Below are 19,445 nucleotides of genomic sequence, written 5' to 3'. Positions count from 1 at the left end.
ATGCAACCGGCTTTTCACAAACGGTCGATTCTGGCGATACGCAGGAAAGTTTTTTCCGCTTCAACGCACAGGAACAATAGTAAGCCCAAGCTGAGTATAGCCGCCCAGGAATGAATATCGAGCGCGACACTTTTGAAAAGATGATGCATCGGTGCTGTGTAGGTAAAGGCGAGTTGCAGTACGATCAGAATGCCGGATACCAGTAGAACCGCCGGGCTGCCGCGTAGCGTTTCCAGTCTGAATGCGTGCGCCGTAAAATGACGGACATTGAATAGGTAAAACAGTTCGCACACCACAATCATATTGACTGCGGCGGTGCGTGCCGTCTCGAGGCTGCTGCCGCGTTGCAATTCCCAATTGAAGATGGCGAATGTCGCGGCTACCATCAAAACGATCACAAACAGAATCCGCAACCCGAGTGCTTGCGTGATCAAAGGCTCGCCGGGCGGGCGTGGCGCAAGCGTCATGACACCCCGCTCCGCCGGTTCAAATGCCAAAGCCAATGCCAGCGTGACCGACGTGACCGTGTTTACCCATAGGATCTGACCGGCGGTTACCGGTAGCGGCAAACCAGCAAAGATCGCCAGCAGAATGACACCGGCTTCGCCGCCATTGGTAGGCAACATGTGCATCAGCGATTTCTTTATATTGTCGTAAACCACGCGGCCTTCGCGGATAGCGCTGGCAATCGTGGCGAAGTTGTCATCCGTCAAAACCAGATCGGATGCTTCGCGGGCAGCATCGGTGCCTTTTTGACCCATGGCGACTCCTATGTCAGCCGCCTTCAATGCCGGCGCGTCGTTTACACCGTCTCCGGTCATTGCCACGAGATGGCCTTGCGACTGCAAGGCGGTGATCAGCCGCAGTTTATGCTCCGGTGTGGCGCGGGCAAAGATGTCGGTGGTGAGCGCATGTTCACGTAACGCGCTGTCATCCAGGTTTTCGATCGCATCACCCGTCAGGGTTCGTCCGGAAACCAGGCCGAGCTGGCTGCCGATCGCCGCCGCCGTGATCGCATGATCGCCAGTCACCATCTTGACCCTCACACCCGCCGAGTGGCATTCGGCGACTGCTGCAATCGCTTCTTCCCGGGGCGGATCAATGATGCCCACCAACCCCAACAACTCAAAGCGAGGCGCGATGTCGCTAACTTCAATGTCTTGCCGGTTCTCTGTCCAGTGCGCTTGGGCGAGCGCTAATACCCGTTCACCTGCTTGAGCGGCGCGGGTGACGGCGGCTTCCCAGTAATCGCGATCGATAGCAGTGCCGCCGGATTGCGTTTTACAGAGCGAGAAGACGCGTTCCGGCGCGCCTTTCAAAAACAATAGGTGGCGTCCGCCGTGATCGTGATTCAACGTGACCATGTACTGACGCTCGGATTCGAACGGAATCGCGTCGACGCGAGGCCACTGCGGCGCAGCGCCGGACGGTTCCATGCCCGCTTTGTGAGCCAGCGTCATCAAGGCGCCTTCCGTCGGATCGCCGGTCAGCGTCCAGTTGTCGGCGGCATCATGATGAATCCGGGCGTCGTTGCAAAGCAGCGCGCATCGCGCCAAATCCTCGAATCCGGCAATGGCTGCCGGGTCGATACTGACGCCGTTGATGTGAAAACCGCCGTCCGGCGCATATCCTGCGCCTGACACCGTTATCTCGAAACCGGCCAATACCAGCCGGACGGCGGTCATTTCATTCCGGGTCAGCGTACCGGTTTTGTCGGTGCAGATCACCGAAACCGAGCCGAGGGTTTCGACTGCCGGCAGACGTCTGACAATGGTTTTCTTGCGCGCCATGACCCGGGTGCCGATCGCCAGCACGATTGTCACGATGGCCGGCATACCTTCGGGAATCGCGGCGACGGCCAGTCCGACAACTGCGAGAAACAAATCGAACAATGGAAGCTGAGCGATGTAATAACCGTACAACAGCGTTACTGCCGCGACCCCTAAAATGAAAGCGGTGATTTGCCGGGCGAACTGATCCAGCCGCCGTGTCAGGGGTGTTACCAGGCTTTTGACATCGCTGACCATCGCACCGATACGTCCGATTTCCGTAAGCACGCCGGTAGCGACAACAATGCCTTGCGCCTGGCCATAACTCACCAGCGTCCCGGAATAGCACATATTGGTCCGGTCCGCCAGATTGGCTTGCTGGGATACGGCGGCCGATTCCTTCTCGACCGGTGCCGATTCGCCCGTGAGAGCGGATTCGATGACTTGCAGATTCCGCGTATGAATCAGGCGCAAGTCAGCGGGAATTTTGTCGCCCGATTCCAGCAACACTAGATCGCCGGGAACCAGTTGTGCCGCATCGATGTGCTGGCGCTCACCGTCGCGCACGACCGCGGCGCGTGCCGCCAGCATACCGCGAACTGCATCGAGCGCCCGCTCAGCCTTACCTTCCTGGACGAATCCGATGACGGCGTTAATGACGACAACGCCAAGAATGACCAGCGCATCGACCAATCCGCCTAATGCAAGGGTAACCGACCCAGCCAGCAGCAGAACGTAGATCAGCGGATTGTGAAACTGCAAAAGGAATCTAAGCCACGCGGCCCGGCGGACTGGCTCCGGTAGACAGTTCTCGCCGAAATCGCTTAAGCGCTGAGCGGCCTCTTGCGCCGTCAACCCCGACTGCTTGGAAGTTTTCCAGAGGGCGGCGATTTCATCGGGCGGCAATGCATGCCATGCCAATCCGTGGAGGCTTTTGCCGGTTGATTTTTCATCGTGTTTCGCTGCGTCATTTTCCATCGTTATGTTGATTCCTCACCGTCAGTACATGGAACCTCGATCAAGGCGCGGGAAACCCAATCCGTATTGTAATCCTCATCCGGCGTGGAATAGCGCTCGCGCATTGGGCAATCAGCAGAGCGAGCGGCCTTATCGAGTAAGTTTGCGGCAACAACTGTGGCAATCGTGTTCAAATCATGAAACATAAGCGCTTGTGTGATGGGAGTGCCGGCTAAAATAAAACGCTATAGTGCAGGGTTTATGCTTGCGGGTAATTTCCTGCCAAGATGGAAATACGCGAAAATTTTACTGGCAATCACTGGTAGAGTAAACCTTGGTATGGCAATGATTCATTTAATCAATTAATTCCGAATGATAATCTCTCATCGCTGCAGGGATCGTTGTCGTTCTGACAATAAATGCTCATCAAACGGAATTGTAGCTGACGGACTCAATCAGTTGCTGTTGATGTTGCAAAGCTGATGTGGCGGTTAATCAATGGGTTAACATTATTATATTCAACAAAATCATATTTTTATACCTGGGTAAGCCAGCCGCCGCTCATGCAAAGCTCTTTAGAGTTGATTTAATTGATGCTATGTTTCGGAAATAAATAACGATGTAAGGAAATCGCATGGGGCAGGTGACTGAAATTGTAGGCCGCGGGCTGGCGCACTTCTTAACCAAGCCGGTTCGGCAGAGCGTTCAGGTGGCGACGATCAGTCAGGAAAAACTGGCAGCCACTTTGCAACCCGGCGACGTGCTTTTAGTGGAGGGGGATACTCGCGTCAGCGTAGCCATCAAATACCTTACGCAATCCACTTGGTCGCATGCCGCCATCTACATTGGTAACGTGCTGCCGCACAGCGCGCCTTGGCAGTTGCCCCAGGTATTGATAGAAGCCGATCTAAAGGAAGGTGTGCGCGCGATAACACTCGCTCACTATGCGCAGATGCATACCCGGATTTGCCGTCCTGTCGGTTTGAACGATGAGGATCGCAAGCGCGTGGTGGATTTTGTTATTGCGCGCATCGGCCAGCACTATGATCTCAAGCACATTTTCGACCTTTTGCGCTATTTGCTGCCGACAATGCCGGTTCCGACACGGTTCCGCAGACGTATGTTAGCGCTCGGCAGTGGAGATCCGACACGGGCGATCTGTTCGACGCTCATCGCGCAAGCGTTTGAGTCGGTGCGCTATCCGATATTGCCAGAGATTCAACGTACCTGGTCGGATGATCCGAGGCATACCGATTGCTACGCGGATATCTACCACATTCGTCATTATAGTTTGTACACCCCGCGCGATTTCGACATTTCGCCCTACTTCGACATTATTAAGCCGGTGATTGAAAATGGTTTTGACTACCGCTCACTGGCTTGGAGCGACAAAGATCGCGAACCTGGCTGTGAATAGGCGGAATGACGGTATCTCATCAAGAGTGAGGGATTGATAGCATGAAAAAATTGCTTGTTTGGGGTTTACTCAGTAGCTTTTTTATTCCATGTGCTGCGGTGGCTGCTGAATTGCCAAGCTTTTCCTCATCGGAGCGGATAGTGCGTATTCCACAGATCACTGTGAACAATAATGATCTGCTGTACGATGTTGAATTACAGCTGGATTTTGACAGTGGAAAATTTTCCATACTGAAGTACAGCGATACCGCGCCCAGCGGCATAGCGGAACTTAATCTACCGTTTAAACTGGCAATGGACCACACCGCACAGATCGGTAGCACTGGTCTGCAGATTCGTTTTTCCGATGTTACCGAGGATTCGCGTTGTCCGTCTGATATTGAATGCATCTGGTCAGGGCAGGTTGTTATCGCGATCGATGTTATTCGTGCCGGGAAGGATCCGGAAAAGATCACGCTGACTTCTCCGAATGTCTATCCTATCGTTCACGAACTTTCTGATTACAAATTGGAGCTGCTGGCAGTACAACCTTATCCTGCAACCGGCGCGGCCATTAAAAAGCAGGATTACAGAGTAATCCTGCGCGTTACCCCGCTACTTTGAAAAACCAAGACAAAGCTTGATCCGCCGCGCGATTAAGTAAATTCCACCCCGGTTTGCTGCAATCCGACCAGATTGATGTTCGTTGCATTCACATCAGAATTGGCTGCAATCTCCAATAATTGCGCCTGCGTTAACGTGCCGCCACTGCCTGTTAGCAATCCGGTATACAGATTGTGATCTGCGGGCGAAGGGGCGCTACCTACTACGTTCTTGTACACTGTATCCACAAAAGTGTCATTATCCAGATTGCCCAGCACACCGATCACCAGTTGCGAAACTTGCAGCATGCTTTGACCGGAATCGAACAAACCAAGCCCTATGCCGACATAGTCCGGGTGTGCTTGAATGGTTGGTGCATCGAATGCCGCGCCGATGAGCTTGACTGTGTTGCTGGCGGCTTGTCCGTTGCTGAGGTCGGTCGCGATTTTTTTGTCGGCAAATTGGAAGCGTTCGATACCGGTGAGCGTATCGTTGCCTTCCGCCCCGGAAACACTGAACCCCGAACTGGTTCCGTGTACCGTGTAATTTACACGGCTGCTGCTATAGATTGCAGTATCGACACCAAAGCCGCCACTCAGTGTGTCATTGCCGCCTAGACCATTTAACGTATCGTTGCCATCGGAGGCCAGAATAAAATCATCCCCGGATGTGCCTACCAGACTGTCAGAGCCATCAGTTCCTGAGAATATGTTACTGGGAACGGAACCGGTTTTGCCGGAGAAGTTTGTCGGAGAATTGATCCCGCTGGAGCTATCGGGGTTCAGTGACTTTATTCCATCGGTCGGTAATCCGGCATAAGTAATCTTGCCGCCGATCATGCCGGGAAAAGTCACGGTGCCGTGGCCGATAAATAAAAATCCATTCGGAATGATGTAATCGGGAGTAACGATGCCCAAATCCGCAAACCCCTGCGTCGCGACTAGCACCGATTTGTTGAGAGTCGCCTCGCTGGGAAGGTTCGTGGCGATATTATAAGTATGCGTGGTGACATCATCGGTTGAAGTGATGGTATGCCCCGCCCATTCATCCTGATCGTTGGCATCGCCAACAAACTCGATGAATTGAACGGTTCCCGCAGCATTTGAATATACTTCGTTAATATGGAATACGTGGAATGTCATTTTCTCCTCCCTTCCTTAAATCAGGTGTTTAGCAATCAATTAAAGACACCGGCATAATATACACGATAACCTAAAATGAAGAACAGTATCTTCATAACTGTAAATCTTGCCTTAATAGGATGATGCAGCGTACGGCGATATCAAAACAGGGCTATAAATATCCTGTCTCCGCAATTGCTTGAAATCGAATTTCGTTTTAACCGCCAACGTGATAATCTCGGCTATTCAAAAGCAGGTTTAATGCATTCGGTCTTGTTTAAACTCTCTAAGGAAACTCTGAAGACGATCAGGGAAAGCGAAATCAGGTGAAGAAGTGCAGTTTACGAGAGGTAAATGAGCATCTTGAACCTGATTTCAACGCAGCATGGCCGAGCGCAGTAGTTTTTCGGAACTTCCTAAGATCCGTGAATGATATCCAAACCTTCCGCTTATATGGCACAACAACAGACAAAAAAGCCGCTATTTTCCCTTGCAATACGAATTTTACTGCTGGCCGCGGCTTATTTTGCCGGAGGAAAACTTGGGCTGAGCCTGCCTTACATCGGTTCTAATGTCACGTTGTTCTGGCCGCCATCAGGGATTGCGCTGGCCGCACTCTTGGTTTGGGGAATATCGTGCTGGCCGGGAATATTGCTGGGTGCGCTTGCCATTAACCTGTCTGTCGGCGAACTTACTCCCGCAATCGCTCTGGAAATTTCCTTAGGTAATAGCGCGGGGCCGGTACTGGGTGCATTATTACTCAAAAGAGTGCTGGCGTTCTCGTACGGCTTAGCCGGCGGACGTGATGTGACCACTTTTTTGTTGATCGGGCCTGGCAGCATGTTACTGACTGCCAGCATTGGTGTCCTTGCGCTATATGCCGGTGGAATGCTGCCGGTTGATTTGATTTCCCAGGCTTGGATCGGCTGGTGGCTTGGAGACACTGTAGGCGTTCTGGTGTTCACTCCTCTGCTGCTGTTCTTAGCGGAATTCCGGCGAACTACGCAATTTCAATGGTCACGGCTCAAGCCGGAATTTGTCCTCGTGCTGGGGAGCTGTATCTGCTTAACCTGGCTGATATTCGGCGGTATTACGGCCATCAGTCAGCTCATGCTGCCGCTGGCTTTCCTGGTTTTTCCCCCTTTGATATGGGCGGGTTTACGTTTAAATGCATTAGAGACTTTCATTGTGGTTCTGGCGATTGCCTCGATTGCTGTCATGGGTACGACGAAAGGGTTCGGTCCTTTCTCCGGAGGGGATTTCCAGCTTGATCAATTAGTGTTATGTATTTTTGTTGCAACGATTACGCTCATCGCTTTTATGATGATCGGTATCCAGGCGAATCAGCGCCAAGCGGAGCAGCAATTGCAGGATAGTGAATCACGTTTGCGTCTGGCGCTGGCGGCGGCAAATCAGGGGTTGTACGATTTGAATGTGCAAACGGGGGAAGCGGTAGTCAGTCCCGAATATGCCCGCATGCTGCGTTATGATCCGCGATCTTTTGTGGAAACGAATACGCGCTGGTTAGAGCGCATGTATCCGGCGGACCGGGATGCCGTTTACCAAGTTTACAGCGACTACATCGGCGGTTTACGCGAAGATTACCGGGTGGAATTCCGGCAACTTACGCAGCAAGGTGAGTGGAAATGGATACTCTCGCTAGGAAAAATCGTTGAATGGAATCAGCAGGGTCAGCCGCTGCGCATGCTCGGCACGCATACGGATATCAGTGAACAAAAGCGCGCGGAAGAAGAAATTAATCAAGCCAGGAACCTGTTGCGCACGGTTATCGATGCCACGCCGGACTGGATTTTTGTAAAAGACAAACAGCATCGCTTTTTATTGGTGAACCAGGCTTTTGCCGATGGTTTGGGACTTAAACCGGAAGACTTGTTAGGCAGACCGGATACCGATTTCTGGCCGGACTATATCTGTTATGGCGATCCGGCTCGAAATATCCGCGGATTTCACGCCGATGACGACGAAGCATTTTCCGGCAAGCGCATCCGTAATCCGGCTGATCAAGCTACCCTCAGCAATGGGCAGTCCCGCTGGCTTGATACCATCAAATTACCGTTGCGCGGCAGTCACGATGAAATCATCGGCATCGTAGGGTTTGCGCACGATATCACCGAACGGCGCAGTATCGAATCGAAATACCGCACACTGATCGAACAAATCCCGGCCGTTACTTATACCGCCGCCATGGATCCCGATGTCCGCACCGTTTTCGTAAGTCCGCAACTCGAATTGCAGCTTGGTTTTAGCGTGCAAGAGTGGCTCGATAATCCACAGCTGTGGATACGGCAAATTCATGCGGATGACCGGGAGCGTATTGTGTCCGCTCTGTCGATCAGTCTGAAGGATGGCGCGGCGTATCATGCGGAATACCGGATTCATAAGAAGGATGGCGGTACTGCCTGGGTACGGGATGATGCGGTCTGGTTGAAAGACGAGGATGGAAAACCGGTGTTGTTGCAAGGCGTGATGCTGGATATTACGCACCAACGAAAAGCGGAAGAAGAATTAAGCACGGCTTTGGAAGAATTGAAAGTGTCTGAGCGCCATCAACGGGAATTGCGTGTGCTGGCAGAACGGGAACAAAGCCGCATGGGTGCATTACTGTCCGCCATGAACATGGGCATTTTGTTTGAAGACAATGAACACCGGGTGGAGTATGTCAATCCGGCATTCTTGCGGATGTGGGGTATCGGCGAGCAAGAGAATTTATTGAATAAGCCGGCCAGGACTATCCTCGATAGCTCCGGCGAGCGTTTTGCGCAACCCGGTCACGCTTCCAAGCATGTGCTGAATGCGCTGGATACGCATGAAATCAGCGAGCGTTGCGAACTCGAATTGAATAACGGACGGACGCTCACTCAATTATCGTATCCCGTGAATGACATCGAGGGACGGATTATCGGGCGTTTATGGATGTACGAGGATATTACGCAAGAGCGGCAAATCGCGCAGCAGCTGCTGTATCTGGCGGAGCGCGATCCGTTGACCGGTTTGTATAATCGCCACCGATTCCAGGAAGAACTGAATAATCTGATCGCCACTGCACTACGCAACCGGCAGAAATTTGCGCTACTGTATTTTGATCTGGATGATTTCAAATATATTAATGATACTTTCGGGCACAAAGCTGGTGATACCGTTCTGGTCCGGACAGCGGGCGAGATTTCCAGCATTGTGCGGCATATCGAAGTGTTTGCCCGCTTGGGGGGCGATGAATTTGCCATTCTCAGCCATCTGCAACCGGATGACGATTTGAGTATCCTTCCCGCTCGGATTGTAACCTCCATCTCATCGATCCCGCTGCATTTCCGTGACACCAATATCCGGCTGACAACCAGCGTCGGTGTCGCTATTTTCCCTGAGCACGGCGAAACAGCCGAAGATTTGGTGGCGCATGCGGATGCGGCGATGTATCAGGCCAAGAATCAGGGCAAGAATACCTGGGCTGTCTACGATCCTCAGCGTGATTCTTCGGAAGCCATGATGCACCGGCTGACTTGGTATAACCGGATTGCCCAGGCGCTGGAACAGAATCTTTTTGAAGTTCATTTCCAGGGTATCTACGAAACTGCTCACAATGCACTGACTCATTTAGAGATTCTCATCCGGATGCGCGATGTGAATGAACCGGCGCATTTGATCATGCCCGGTCAATTTATTCCCATAGCGGAAAAAAATGGCCAGATTGTCACGATCGACCGCTGGGTGATCAAACGCAGCATCGAACTGCTCAGTGAAAATCCGGAGATGCCACCCGTCGCGATCAATATTTCCGGCCGGACGTTTGACGATCCGGCGATTCCCCAGTACATCCGTAATCTGTTAAGCGAACTGCACGTGGATCCGGCACGGCTGATCATCGAATTGACGGAAACGGCGGCGGTGTCAGACATACAAGATGCGCAACGCTTCATCGAAGCGGTTCATCAAGCCGGTTGCTGTGTTTGTCTGGACGATTTTGGCAGCGGTTTTTCGACGTTTGGCTATCTGAAATACCTGGGGGTGGAAATTCTGAAAATCGACGGGTTGTTTATCCGCGATCTTCCCAATAACCGCGACAATCAGATTTTTGTCAAAGCCATGGTGGAAGTCGCGCGCGGGCTTGGCAAGTTAACCGTGGCGGAATTCGTTGAAGACGCCGCTACGCTGAGTATGGTGAAAAATCTGGGAGTCGATCTTGCGCAAGGCTATTATTTTGGCCGCCCGAGCGCGCAAATTCCCGTTAAATCTTGATATCAGAGTTCAGTCACGGCTTGGCTTCTTAGCCGAGTTCAGCGTTTATTCTGGCGATACGCGTTTCGCGCACACGTGCATTAATGGCCGCGGGCAATGCCGTGGCATCCGGGATGCGTTGGCGCAATTCGGCGGCAATGGCGCCGGCATCGACGCTTCTGGCCGCGGCATATGCTTGCTGGAATCGTTCGGCTTGAACATAAGGTTTGGTGGCATAGCCGGGGCGGCCGTGAAAATCGCACGCGCAAGCCTGCAAAAATTCTTCGAACCGGGCAGGCTTGCGGTAGGCATCGACTGCTTGCAGCATATCCGCCAGTGTGGACGGTTTCAGTTCTGCGGCGCGATGCACGTCGCCATGGTAACGGGCGACCAGTAAAGCCAGATCACGGGCATCCTTGGGTACCCGGATGCGTTCGCATACATTTTGCGTCAATTCGATGCTGCGCGCCTCGTGACCGATATGACGCGGCCACTCCTCGGGTGGCGTCGTGCCTTTGCCCAGATCATGCATCAGCGTGGCAAAGCGCACTGGCAACGAATAATCTTGCGCGGCGGCGTAATCGATCGCCAGCATGATATGCACACCGGTATCGATTTCCGGATGCGCGTGCGCCGGTTGCGGAACGCCGAACAATACATCGACTTCCGGCATGATGCGCGCTAATGCGCCGCATTCGCGCAACATGTGGAACATCCGGGACGGATTATTTTCCATCAAACCACGCGACAACTCCTGCCAAACGCGCTCCGGCACCAGCGCATCCACTTCGCCGTTATGCACCATGTCACTCATCAAGGCAAGTGTCTCTGGGGCAGCGTGAAAATTGAAACGCGCGGCAAACCGTGCTGCACGCAGAATGCGCACCGGGTCTTCGGAAAACGCGGGGCTGATATGACGCAGTATACCGGCTTCCAAGTCGGCTACACCGTTGAAAGGATCGATGATGTTGCCTTCTTCGTCCTTGGCGATCGAATTGATGGTCAAATCGCGCCGCGCCAGATCTTCCTGCAACGTGACTTGCGGTGAAGTGAATACTTCAAATCCTTTGTAGCCGCGCGAAATTTTCCGTTCCGTGCGTGCCAAGGCATATTGTTCATGCGTTTGCGGATGCAGGAAAACCGGGAAATCCTTGCCGACCGGACGATAACCGAGCTGTTCCATTTCCTCGGGTGAAGCGCCGACGACGACATAATCATGATCTTTGACCGGCAATCCCAGCAGTTCATCGCGAACCGAGCCGCCCACGAGGTAAGTTTTCACGGATTATTTCGCCCTGACAACACCCAGGCGCTGCTTGAGTGTCGGCGCATCTTGACCGTGATCGAGCACCTTGGCGTAATACATCGAATTTTTCAAAACCTTTTTAACGTAATCGCGCGTTTCGTTAAAAGGGATCGTCTCGGCATAAATCGCGCCTTCCAGCGGCATGGTATTGTCCCGCCAGCGTCTGGCGCGTCCGGGCCCGGCGTTATACGCAGCGGAAGCCAGCAGCGGCTGATTGTCCAACGTGCCGAGCACGTGCTTGAGATAATAGGTGCCCAGCTGCAAATTGGTATTCACGTCGACGGCCAGGTGCTGGCGGAAATTCGGTATGCCCAATTGCTTGGCCACCCACTCGGCGGTGGCGGGCATCAATTGCATCAAACCGGCTGCTCCGGCGTGCGATTTGATATCCGCAATAAAGCGGCTTTCTTGCCGGATCAAACCGTATACCCAAGCTTCGTCCAGTTCATGTTGCCGCAGAATCTTTTTGAGGGTTTCACGGTGTGGCGATAAGAAGCGCAAACTGAAATCGTGTTGCGCGACAGTACGGTTGGCAGTGTTGATCGCACGGTCATATAGACCTTGGCGGCGGGCGACTTCCGCTGCGGCCAGCAACTCGGTATCGCTGAAATTGCGGATAGTCCAGCTCCATTCCCGCAGCGCTTCGGTGCGCAAATTCATGCGCGAGAAAGCCAACGCACGTTGCAGACCGGGGTTACGCTCCATGGCGGATACTTCCGCGTTACTGACGCGATAAGTTTTGTCCGCGATGGTCAGAATAGTGCCCAGTTCTTCTCTGGCCAGCTGACCATAAAAACTGTGCTCGTTGCTGAGCGGAATAAAAATGTCGTTGGCATCCTGCGTTCTGCCTTTGGTTTTTAACGCACGCGCTTTCCAGTAGCGCCAGGTATCGATTTGCTGTTCGGCGGGCGACATCCGCTCGATGGTTTTCAGCACCTCGTCCCACTGGGCGGCGCGCAAAGCCGCGCGTACCTGCCACGCCAGCACGGTATCCGAAGGCGGATAATACGGCGTCATGTTTTGCGCTTCCCGGAACCAATCCAAAGCACGCGAATCATGCCGCATGGCGGCGCGATGTCCGAGTCTTCCGAGGAAATACGAACGATCGGATGGAGTCAGCTGATCCTTAACTTTCAACCATTGCACATACGCCGGGTTGGTATCGTTGCGCAGCAGGCGTAACAGAGCGAACAAGACAATTTCGCGGTCACTGCGCGTTTTGATTTTTCTTTTCAGGGTTTCCAGGTAACGCTGCGGATTCTTCGCGGCATTATTCAACTCGGCGCTGTTCAGCGCTTCAAGGCTGGGTAAATAGCGGTTTGCATGCGTGGCCACGCCGGTTTGATTTTCTTCCAATGCCAAGCGGATTCGCGTCCAGATGTCTTCGACTTTGATCTGACCGCTGGATATAAGCGCTTGGAAAACGGGCGTGCAGCTATCCGGTAGACTGGCCGGTGTAAACCATAACGCGCGAGCTTCGGGCAACACTGTACGGTCGTTGGTATTCAGGCGGCGCTGATAGTAATAGCACAATAATTCATTATCTTTATTCACCAGCAGCGGATATTCGGCGTCAAAAAGCGCCCATTGCTGATTCTTGCCCAGCATTTTGAGCCAGTCGCCGCGCATCCGGTCTGCAACCAAAGCGCCGTCGTAACGCGACAGGAAATAGCGGATATTCGCGTTATCGGTGGTGCGTAGCAGCATGCGTTGCTGGTAGTAATCCACATAAGGCCATAGCACATGACGTTGCAACCGCGCGGCGGATTCATCGAGACGCTTGGCATTGCCGGACTGGAATGCTTCCCGTGCAGTTAAGAAATCAGCATCCTGGCTGGCTGATGACGTTCCCCAATAAGCTAAAAGGATTAGTCCAACAAGATAATTTCTCATAGCTTTTAACCGGATAAACTCAAGGAAGGGTAGTTAAGAAACGGATGACGACTATTTTACAACGAATCAAGCGGGAAGAGCATTGCAAAGTACCGCTGCGGGATGGATGCAAGGATACGCACGTGGAACGGGTGATATGTTCCGGTCTGGCAAATCCTTCCGCCAAAAGCCGATAAACAGCCTGGCTTTGCAAGTGGCGCAAGACCCTGACGGGCTTCCGCCTAACGGGTTATTTATTCACAGTACAGCGGTTCTCGATATCCGCCATGATGGCATCGGCGTAACTGAGGTCTGATTTCACGATGGCGCCAAAGTAAGGGTGCCGGTAGAGATCGGTAAAATCGCGCATGAGATCGCACCAGTCTTCCAGCACAATGAACTCGTTGCTCCTGAGATGGTACGAGCTGATGCGCGGTTCAAGGAATGCCAGCGCCCATTGATTGACGCGCTCAATATCCGCGGGACTGAAATTCTGTGTGTCGTTGCGCTTTGCGCGCGCTATCAAGTCCGCAAGTTCTTGCTCCGATGCAACCGCCAGATGCGCTTGACTGATTAACCCCGCGAGCGATAGCTGATGCGCAATCTGAATCGCCTCGCGGTTCTGTTGCAGCTCAAATACCACCAGCACCATACCCGCGACCACGGCAAGGTTGGTAATGATGGTGATCAATCGTTCAAATTTCATTGGTACTCTTGATTGTTATTCTGCATCCAGTTTTTTCGGTATTTTTTTCCAGCGACGCTTATAGCTTGCTGTGCCATGGGATAGCTTCTATAACGCTTTTTTGTTTCTGGTTATTTTAGACTGTTACCGATAAGGCGTAACTGCATTATCAAGGCAGGAACATCGTCTTTAATGATGCTCCATAGCGTATCGTTATCAATTCCGAGATAACCGTGAATAAGCCGGTTGCGGGTTGCTATTACTTGCCGCCAAGGCACGGCACCAAAAGCTTTTTGTATTTCAACCGGTATATGTGTTGCGGCTTCTCCGATGAGTTCGAGATTTCGCACCGTCGCATCATAATTCAAACCCGAAGCCACAAACGCTGCTTGATCCAATCCTTCCGTATAAATCAGTACCCTTTCCGCAAAGCCAATCATATCATCGAGATAAAATCGCCATTCGCGTTCAGACATCAATCGCTTCCCTTTCAATAAAGGGCTTTAATTCAGAGCGCAATGCTTTCTCAGTGACCAAATCGACCGGGCGCCCTAGTTGATCTTCCAGCAGAAATTGCACGCCAAAATATTTCTTCGATGTCGCCGGTCCATCAAAAGCGATCACAATATCGATATCGCTATTTTCTTTTGCCTCATCGCGCGCAGTAGAGCCGAACAGAACCAGGCGTGTTACGCCGAAACGTTCGATCAAATCAGGCTTGAGTGTGCGTAAAGTGTCGAGAACTTGCTGGCGGTTCATCATGTTGTGTGATCAGAATTGACATTGTCGGAATGCCGCTATGCTACCGCATCGTCAACAAAATTTGCGAAATAACAGCATACTTAAGCAAGCAAAACTCAAAGAGTGAATCATGCGTTAAGCAATCGTTGTTGAAAAAGCAGGAAATAACTATTCGGCCTATGTTCCGGATTTACCGGGATGCGTTGCACCTGGATCGACCGTTGAAGAAACAGAACGGGAAATTCGCGAAGCCACCGAACTACATATCGAAGGAGTGATGGAAGACGGTTTACCCATACCGCAACCGACCAGCATCGTTCAATACATCGAAGTTCCTGCTTGATGGGATTTCACAGTGCATCAACTAGTCCCGAAGAAAGTGCTTCTTTCTTGCCAGGGCAACTGTATTACGGGTTGAATGTCTCTTTAGTTTTTACGATATATGCCACTTCACTGCCAATTGATGTCAATTCACCTTCCAGTAAAGCAATCTTTCTTTGATTGAGTGAAAATAGGCTTTTAGCAATCTGACCCCAATTAATCTTTACAAAATTTTCTGCAGTCTCTGCGGTTGAGACGACAATAGTTTGTAGTGTACTTTGATTAGTTTTCATCTTATGAAGGTTCATATGCCTTTGATACTGGCTTACTAAATACTCAATCTTTTCTTCTATTTCAGAAGGGGTTAGTTCACCTCTAGCTACTTCACTTATCCAGTTTCGTAAATCCAAAAATTTATGATGCGAGTCTGGATCATTGCGATACTCAAATATTTGCTCCCAAGGAGTTGACTCATCTGGAACTGGCAAAGATTTTAATACGATTTCCAGGGCCTGAGTTTTCTTACCGTGAGGCTCGCTAAAAGATACGATATCAAAGTTTAGAAGTGGACAGGTTTCTATTTTATATGACTGTCGAAGTCCAACGCTGATTGTCCTTAAAGTAGCATCCAACGTGAGCAGTAAAAGAGACCGAACTTCATCTTCCTTGCCTAATATAGCGGCTTTGAGTAAATGTGGTGTTACTTGATGCATTACATTGCGCTCTAAGCTAAGAGAGTGATTAAAATCGGGATCGTCAGGAAAATAAATTTCACTATTCTGAGGCTCAAAGACAAACTCTTGATTCTGTAGATATGTCAGCTCACTTGCAAGATATTCGTTTTCTTTTACATGTTGAACCCCTACCACGGCAATGCGCGAGAAAAGTAATGCGCATCGTTTGAGCATTGGGATGCTAATATCAGCAATACTTGTAACGGCCACATACTCTGCCATACCTACTTCCCTTTAAAGTACAACACTGGGCCAAGTCTTAAATCAAAAATATTGCGATAAATCAAGATTACACCACGTTTTTTTTCTCAACCCAATCCTTCACCCCTTCAAGCGCCCTAGGCAACTGCTCCGGTTGCGTACCCCCCGCCTGCGCCATGTCCGGCCGTCCCCCACCTTTGCCGCCGACTTGCTGGGCGACGAAGTTGACCAGCTCTCCGGCTTTGACTTTGCTGGTGAGGTCGGCGCTGACACCGGCGATCAGCGTGACTTTACCGTCGGCGACGGTACTGAGCACAATCGCGCAGGTTTTGAGTTTGTCTTTGAGTTGATCGAGCGTTTCGCGCAGGGTTTTGGCGTCGGCGTTTTCCAGGTTGGCAGCGAGCACTTTGACGCCGTTGATGTCGTGTGCTTGCGGTGCCAGATCGGCGCCTTGCGAGCTGGCCATTTTGGTTTTCAGGCGCGCCAGTTCTTTTTCGGTTTGCCGCACGTTGTCGATGATTTGCGCGATTTTTTGCGTGACTTCTTGCGGGTTGGCTTTTAACGCGTGCGCGATTTCGAGCAGTTGCGCTTCGCGTTGCTGCACGTAATCGATCGCGCCTTTTCCGGTGACTGCTTCAACGCGGCGGATACCGGCGGCAACGCCGGATTCGGCGACGATTTTGAACAGGCCGATTTGGCCGACTTGTGGCACGTGCGTGCCGCCGCAGAGCTCGGTGGAGAATTCACCCATGCCGATGACGCGCACCACATCTGTGTATTTCTCGCCGAACAGCGCCATCGCGCCGCGTTTGATCGCGTCGTCGTATGGCATTGTGGCGACTTCCACGACAGTGTTGTTGCGGACTTGTTCGTTAACTAAGCGCTCGGTTTCGCGGATTTCGTCGGCGCTCATCGGCGCGTTGTGCGAAAAATCGAAACGCAGCCGGTTGGAATCGACCAGCGAGCCTTTTTGCGTGACGTGCATGCCGAGCACTTTGCGCAGCGCGGCGTGCAGCAGATGCGTGGCGGAGTGGTTGTTGGCGGTGCTGACGCGAGTTTGCGGATTGACGCGCGCTTGCACGCTATCGCGGACCACCAACCGGCCGCTGCGCAGCAAGCCTTTGTGGCCGAACACACCGGCTTGGATTTTTTGCGTGTCGGTGACTTCAAAAGTGCCATTGGCGGCGAGCAATTCGCCACTGTCACCAGCCTGCCCGCCGGATTCAGCGTAGAACGGCGTTTGATCGAGCACCACCACGGCTTCGTCACCGGCTTCGACGAAATCGACCGCGCTGCCTTGTTTGTAGATCGCTAATACCTGCCCTTCGTGCTGTAACGTATCGTAACCGTAGAAGGTGGTTTGGCTGCCGGTGTATTCGATGCCTTCCTGCATGGTGAATTTGTTGGCGGCGCGCGCTTGTTCGCGCTGACGCGCCATGGCTTGTTCAAACCCGTCATGATCAACCGTGATGCCTCGCTCGCGGGCAATGTCGGCGGTCAGATCAATCGGGAAACCGAACGTATCGTACAGCCGGAATGCGGTTTCACCGTCGAGCACTTTGATTTTCTGGCTGAGTGCGGTTTCCAGAATTTGCATACCATTTTCCAGCGTTTCGGCGAAGCGCTCTTCTTCTTGCAGCAATACGGCAGCGACGCGTTTTTTGGCGGCGGTCAGTTCCGGATACGCTTGTCCCATCACTTGACTCAAATCTTCCACGAGTTGATGAAAGAAGGGTTGTTTCTGTCCCAGTTTGTAACCGTGACGGATGGCGCGGCGGATGATGCGGCGCAGCACGTAACCGCGGCCTTCGCTTCCCGGGATGACGCCGTCGGTGATCAGAAACGAACAGGCGCGGATATGATCGGCGATCACTTTGAGCGAATTGTCGGCGAGATTGCCGGTGCCGGTTGCTCGTGCCGCCGCTTTGATCAAGCTTTGAAACAGGTCGATGTCGTAATTGCTGTGCACATGCTGCATGACGGCGGAAATGCGTTCCAGTCCCATGCCGGTATCGACTGACGGTTTTGGCAACGGGTGCAGTGTTCCGGCGCTGTCGCGGTTGTACTGCATGAACACCAGATTCCAGATTTCGATGTAGCGGTCGCCATCGGCGTCAGGAGAGCCGGGCGGGCCGCCTGCCACATCCGGACCGTGGTCGTAAAAAATCTCGGAACAGGGGCCGCACGGGCCGGTATCGCCCATTTGCCAGAAGTTGTCAGTAGTGGCGATGCGCACCACGCGGGACGGCTCGACGCCAACTTCGTTCAACCAGATATCGGCGGCTTCATCGTCTTCCGCGTAAACTGTCACCCATAATTTCTCGCGCGGGATATTCAGCGTGCCCGTTAGAAAATCCCAGGCAAACAAAATGGCGTTGCGCTTGAAGTAATCGCCGAAACTGAAATTACCGAGCATCTCGAAGAAGGTGTGATGCCGCGCGGTATAACCGACATTTTCCAGGTCGTTGTGCTTGCCGCCTGCGCGTACGCAGCGCTGCGAACTGGCGGCGCGCACGTAAGGGCGCTTATCCTGGCCTAAAAATACATCCTTGAATTGCACCATACCGGCGTTGGTGAACAACAACGTCGGATCATTGCCGGGTACTAACGGACTGGAGGCGACGACGGTGTGACCGTGAGATTCAAAGAAATCAAGAAACTTTTGTCTAATTTCGCTGCTTTTCATATTTTTTGCTGTTGCTCGTATCGTTCTAGTTCAGTGACCGTTAAACCCAGCGCATCGCCCTTGACGATGGCCAGGCTTTTGACTTTAGCCCGGATGGTGATTTCTTCATTCATTTTGGGGAGATCGAATTCGGTGAGTACGGTAATCTCGCCGCTGCTGTCTTCCAGCACGTAGGATTTCAGGTTGACCAGCGGTAGGCGCGTGGGATTTTTCGGGATGCCTTTTAGTTTGACTTCCTGACCGTCAAAATTGACCGGTGCCGCATTGATTTCTTTGATCGGTGTGATCTCGCCGGCAAGAGCTGGGTCGCCGGTTGTGAGAATTGCCAGCATTAACATCATGTGCGCAAGCCATTTTTTCATGTGCTTTCCTCGCTAGCGTGTGATAAGACTTGTTGTATTATTTCCATGGAAAAACCCCTGTTCATCATGAATCGCGTTTGTTTGCCGCGCTCTTCCCGTGTGGCGGGCGGATGATCGAATTTCTTCCGCCAGATGTTTAATGCAGCCTCCAGCTCGGTTTCCTTGAGTGCTGGCAGGATACCGTCAATCAAATGACCGTCGATACCCTTGGTTTTTAATTCATGAACAATGCGCTGGCTGCCGAAACGGAAGCGGCGCGTCCGGGCGACTTGTTCAACCATGCGCTGCTCGGAAAGAAAACCTTGCTGCTCCAGTTTATCGAGTACCGCCGCCAGCGTTTCCGTTGCGAGGGAATCCCTGTGCGCGGCAAGTTTTTGCTCCAATTCCCGGCGTGAATATTCGCGTTGCGCCAGATAGCGCAGTGCGCGTATTTCGATGGGAGAGCGTGTATCCATGAAA

The 19,445-nt window shown here is 52.3% G+C and carries 16 protein-coding genes; 4 read left to right on the top strand and 12 right to left on the bottom strand.

Annotation, left to right across the window (positions count from 1 at the left end; genetic code table 11):
* Positions 1 to 14 precede the first annotated feature (14 nt).
* On the bottom strand, positions 15 to 2,747 hold the full coding sequence (locus BLU57_RS10635; protein ID WP_090320431.1) for a cation-translocating P-type ATPase: 2,733 nt from the start codon (positions 2,745 to 2,747) through the stop codon (positions 15 to 17).
* Between the two features lie 2 nt (positions 2,748 to 2,749).
* Positions 2,750 to 2,932 carry a hypothetical protein gene (locus BLU57_RS10630; protein ID WP_090320427.1) on the bottom strand — a complete coding sequence of 61 codons (183 nt, stop codon included), beginning with the start codon at positions 2,930 to 2,932 and terminating at the stop codon, positions 2,750 to 2,752.
* Between the two features lie 428 nt (positions 2,933 to 3,360).
* Here BLU57_RS10630 and BLU57_RS10625 point away from each other — a divergent pair, with 428 nt between their 5' ends.
* Complete coding sequence (locus tag BLU57_RS10625; RefSeq protein ID WP_090320424.1) at positions 3,361 to 4,143, top strand: YiiX/YebB-like N1pC/P60 family cysteine hydrolase; 783 nt, start codon at positions 3,361 to 3,363, stop codon at positions 4,141 to 4,143.
* Between the two features lie 41 nt (positions 4,144 to 4,184).
* Positions 4,185 to 4,745 carry a hypothetical protein gene (locus BLU57_RS10620; protein WP_090320421.1) on the top strand — a complete coding sequence of 187 codons (561 nt, stop codon included), beginning with the start codon at positions 4,185 to 4,187 and terminating at the stop codon, positions 4,743 to 4,745.
* Positions 4,746 to 4,777: 32 nt separating this feature from the next.
* Here BLU57_RS10620 and BLU57_RS10615 read toward each other — a convergent pair whose 3' ends face one another.
* A complete protein-coding gene (locus BLU57_RS10615; protein WP_090320418.1) occupies positions 4,778 to 5,866 on the bottom strand; it encodes a calcium-binding protein in 1,089 nt (362 codons plus the stop codon).
* Between the two features lie 408 nt (positions 5,867 to 6,274).
* On the opposite strand from BLU57_RS10615, the gene BLU57_RS10610 reads away from it, so the two are divergent.
* Positions 6,275 to 10,099 (top strand): bifunctional diguanylate cyclase/phosphodiesterase, encoded by a 3,825-nt coding sequence (locus BLU57_RS10610; RefSeq protein WP_256206240.1) that lies wholly within the window; start codon positions 6,275 to 6,277, stop codon positions 10,097 to 10,099.
* Between the two features lie 28 nt (positions 10,100 to 10,127).
* On the opposite strand, the gene BLU57_RS10605 is transcribed toward BLU57_RS10610, so the two are convergent.
* The 5 genes from BLU57_RS10605 to BLU57_RS10585 all read right to left on the bottom strand — a co-directional run bounded on the left by BLU57_RS10605 (position 10,128) and on the right by BLU57_RS10585 (position 14,703).
* Entirely contained in the window at positions 10,128 to 11,360 is a 1,233-nt protein-coding gene (locus tag BLU57_RS10605) for a multifunctional CCA addition/repair protein (RefSeq protein WP_090320415.1), read from the bottom strand.
* A 3-nt stretch (positions 11,361 to 11,363) separates the two neighbouring features.
* Positions 11,364 to 13,277 carry a lytic transglycosylase domain-containing protein gene (locus tag BLU57_RS10600; protein ID WP_090320413.1) on the bottom strand — a complete coding sequence of 638 codons (1,914 nt, stop codon included), beginning with the start codon at positions 13,275 to 13,277 and terminating at the stop codon, positions 11,364 to 11,366.
* 229 nt (positions 13,278 to 13,506) lie between these two features.
* Complete coding sequence (locus BLU57_RS10595; protein ID WP_090320410.1) at positions 13,507 to 13,962, bottom strand: hypothetical protein; 456 nt, start codon at positions 13,960 to 13,962, stop codon at positions 13,507 to 13,509.
* A gap of 110 nt (positions 13,963 to 14,072) precedes the next feature.
* A complete protein-coding gene (locus BLU57_RS10590; protein ID WP_090320407.1) occupies positions 14,073 to 14,417 on the bottom strand; it encodes a HepT-like ribonuclease domain-containing protein in 345 nt (114 codons plus the stop codon).
* Positions 14,410 to 14,703 carry a nucleotidyltransferase family protein gene (locus BLU57_RS10585; RefSeq protein ID WP_256206239.1) on the bottom strand — a complete coding sequence of 98 codons (294 nt, stop codon included), beginning with the start codon at positions 14,701 to 14,703 and terminating at the stop codon, positions 14,410 to 14,412. Before BLU57_RS10585 ends, BLU57_RS10590 begins: the two co-directional genes overlap by 8 nt.
* 121 nt (positions 14,704 to 14,824) lie before the next feature.
* Here BLU57_RS10585 and BLU57_RS16860 point away from each other — a divergent pair, with 121 nt between their 5' ends.
* Positions 14,825 to 15,025 carry a type II toxin-antitoxin system HicB family antitoxin gene (locus tag BLU57_RS16860; RefSeq protein ID WP_218131660.1) on the top strand — a complete coding sequence of 67 codons (201 nt, stop codon included), beginning with the start codon at positions 14,825 to 14,827 and terminating at the stop codon, positions 15,023 to 15,025.
* Positions 15,026 to 15,089: 64 nt separating this feature from the next.
* On the opposite strand, the gene BLU57_RS10575 is transcribed toward BLU57_RS16860, so the two are convergent.
* From BLU57_RS10575 to recX, 4 genes are all read right to left on the bottom strand, one after another.
* A complete protein-coding gene (locus tag BLU57_RS10575) occupies positions 15,090 to 15,959 on the bottom strand; it encodes a hypothetical protein (RefSeq protein WP_090320404.1) in 870 nt (289 codons plus the stop codon).
* A gap of 67 nt (positions 15,960 to 16,026) precedes the next feature.
* Entirely contained in the window at positions 16,027 to 18,624 is a 2,598-nt protein-coding gene (gene alaS, locus BLU57_RS10570) for an alanine--tRNA ligase (protein WP_090320401.1), read from the bottom strand.
* On the bottom strand, positions 18,621 to 18,986 hold the full coding sequence (locus BLU57_RS10565; RefSeq protein WP_090320398.1) for a hypothetical protein: 366 nt from the start codon (positions 18,984 to 18,986) through the stop codon (positions 18,621 to 18,623). Before BLU57_RS10565 ends, alaS begins: the two co-directional genes overlap by 4 nt.
* The gene (gene recX / locus BLU57_RS10560; RefSeq protein ID WP_090320396.1) at positions 18,983 to 19,441 is read right to left on the bottom strand and encodes a recombination regulator RecX; all 459 of its coding nucleotides are present in this window, start codon (positions 19,439 to 19,441) and stop codon (positions 18,983 to 18,985) included. The genes BLU57_RS10565 and recX overlap by 4 nt, the downstream gene beginning before the upstream one ends.
* Positions 19,442 to 19,445 lie beyond the last annotated feature (4 nt).

Source organism: Nitrosomonas oligotropha (genome assembly GCF_900106555.1).
GTDB classification, from domain to species: Bacteria; Pseudomonadota; Gammaproteobacteria; order Burkholderiales; family Nitrosomonadaceae; genus Nitrosomonas; species Nitrosomonas oligotropha_A.
This window is presented reverse-complemented; position numbering and strand designations above follow the sequence as displayed.

What these genes read in the sequence shown, in the direction of transcription:
- BLU57_RS10635 (WP_090320431.1), bottom strand. Translation starts at nt 2,747, where the DNA reads ATGGAAAATGACGCAGCGAAACACGATGAAAAATCAACCGGCAAAAGC.
- BLU57_RS10630 (WP_090320427.1), bottom strand. Translation starts at nt 2,932, where the DNA reads ATGTTTCATGATTTGAACACGATTGCCACAGTTGTTGCCGCAAACTTA.
- BLU57_RS10625 (WP_090320424.1), top strand. Translation starts at nt 3,361, where the DNA reads ATGGGGCAGGTGACTGAAATTGTAGGCCGCGGGCTGGCGCACTTCTTA.
- BLU57_RS10620 (WP_090320421.1), top strand. Translation starts at nt 4,185, where the DNA reads ATGAAAAAATTGCTTGTTTGGGGTTTACTCAGTAGCTTTTTTATTCCA.
- BLU57_RS10615 (WP_090320418.1), bottom strand. Translation starts at nt 5,866, where the DNA reads ATGACATTCCACGTATTCCATATTAACGAAGTATATTCAAATGCTGCG.
- BLU57_RS10610 (WP_256206240.1), top strand. Translation starts at nt 6,275, where the DNA reads ATGATATCCAAACCTTCCGCTTATATGGCACAACAACAGACAAAAAAG.
- BLU57_RS10600 (WP_090320413.1), bottom strand. Translation starts at nt 13,277, where the DNA reads ATGAGAAATTATCTTGTTGGACTAATCCTTTTAGCTTATTGGGGAACG.
- BLU57_RS10595 (WP_090320410.1), bottom strand. Translation starts at nt 13,962, where the DNA reads ATGAAATTTGAACGATTGATCACCATCATTACCAACCTTGCCGTGGTC.
- BLU57_RS10590 (WP_090320407.1), bottom strand. Translation starts at nt 14,417, where the DNA reads ATGTCTGAACGCGAATGGCGATTTTATCTCGATGATATGATTGGCTTT.
- BLU57_RS10585 (WP_256206239.1), bottom strand. Translation starts at nt 14,703, where the DNA reads ATGATGAACCGCCAGCAAGTTCTCGACACTTTACGCACACTCAAGCCT.
- BLU57_RS10575 (WP_090320404.1), bottom strand. Translation starts at nt 15,959, where the DNA reads ATGGCAGAGTATGTGGCCGTTACAAGTATTGCTGATATTAGCATCCCA.
- alaS (WP_090320401.1), bottom strand. Translation starts at nt 18,624, where the DNA reads ATGAAAAGCAGCGAAATTAGACAAAAGTTTCTTGATTTCTTTGAATCT.
- BLU57_RS10565 (WP_090320398.1), bottom strand. Translation starts at nt 18,986, where the DNA reads ATGAAAAAATGGCTTGCGCACATGATGTTAATGCTGGCAATTCTCACA.
- recX (WP_090320396.1), bottom strand. Translation starts at nt 19,441, where the DNA reads ATGGATACACGCTCTCCCATCGAAATACGCGCACTGCGCTATCTGGCG.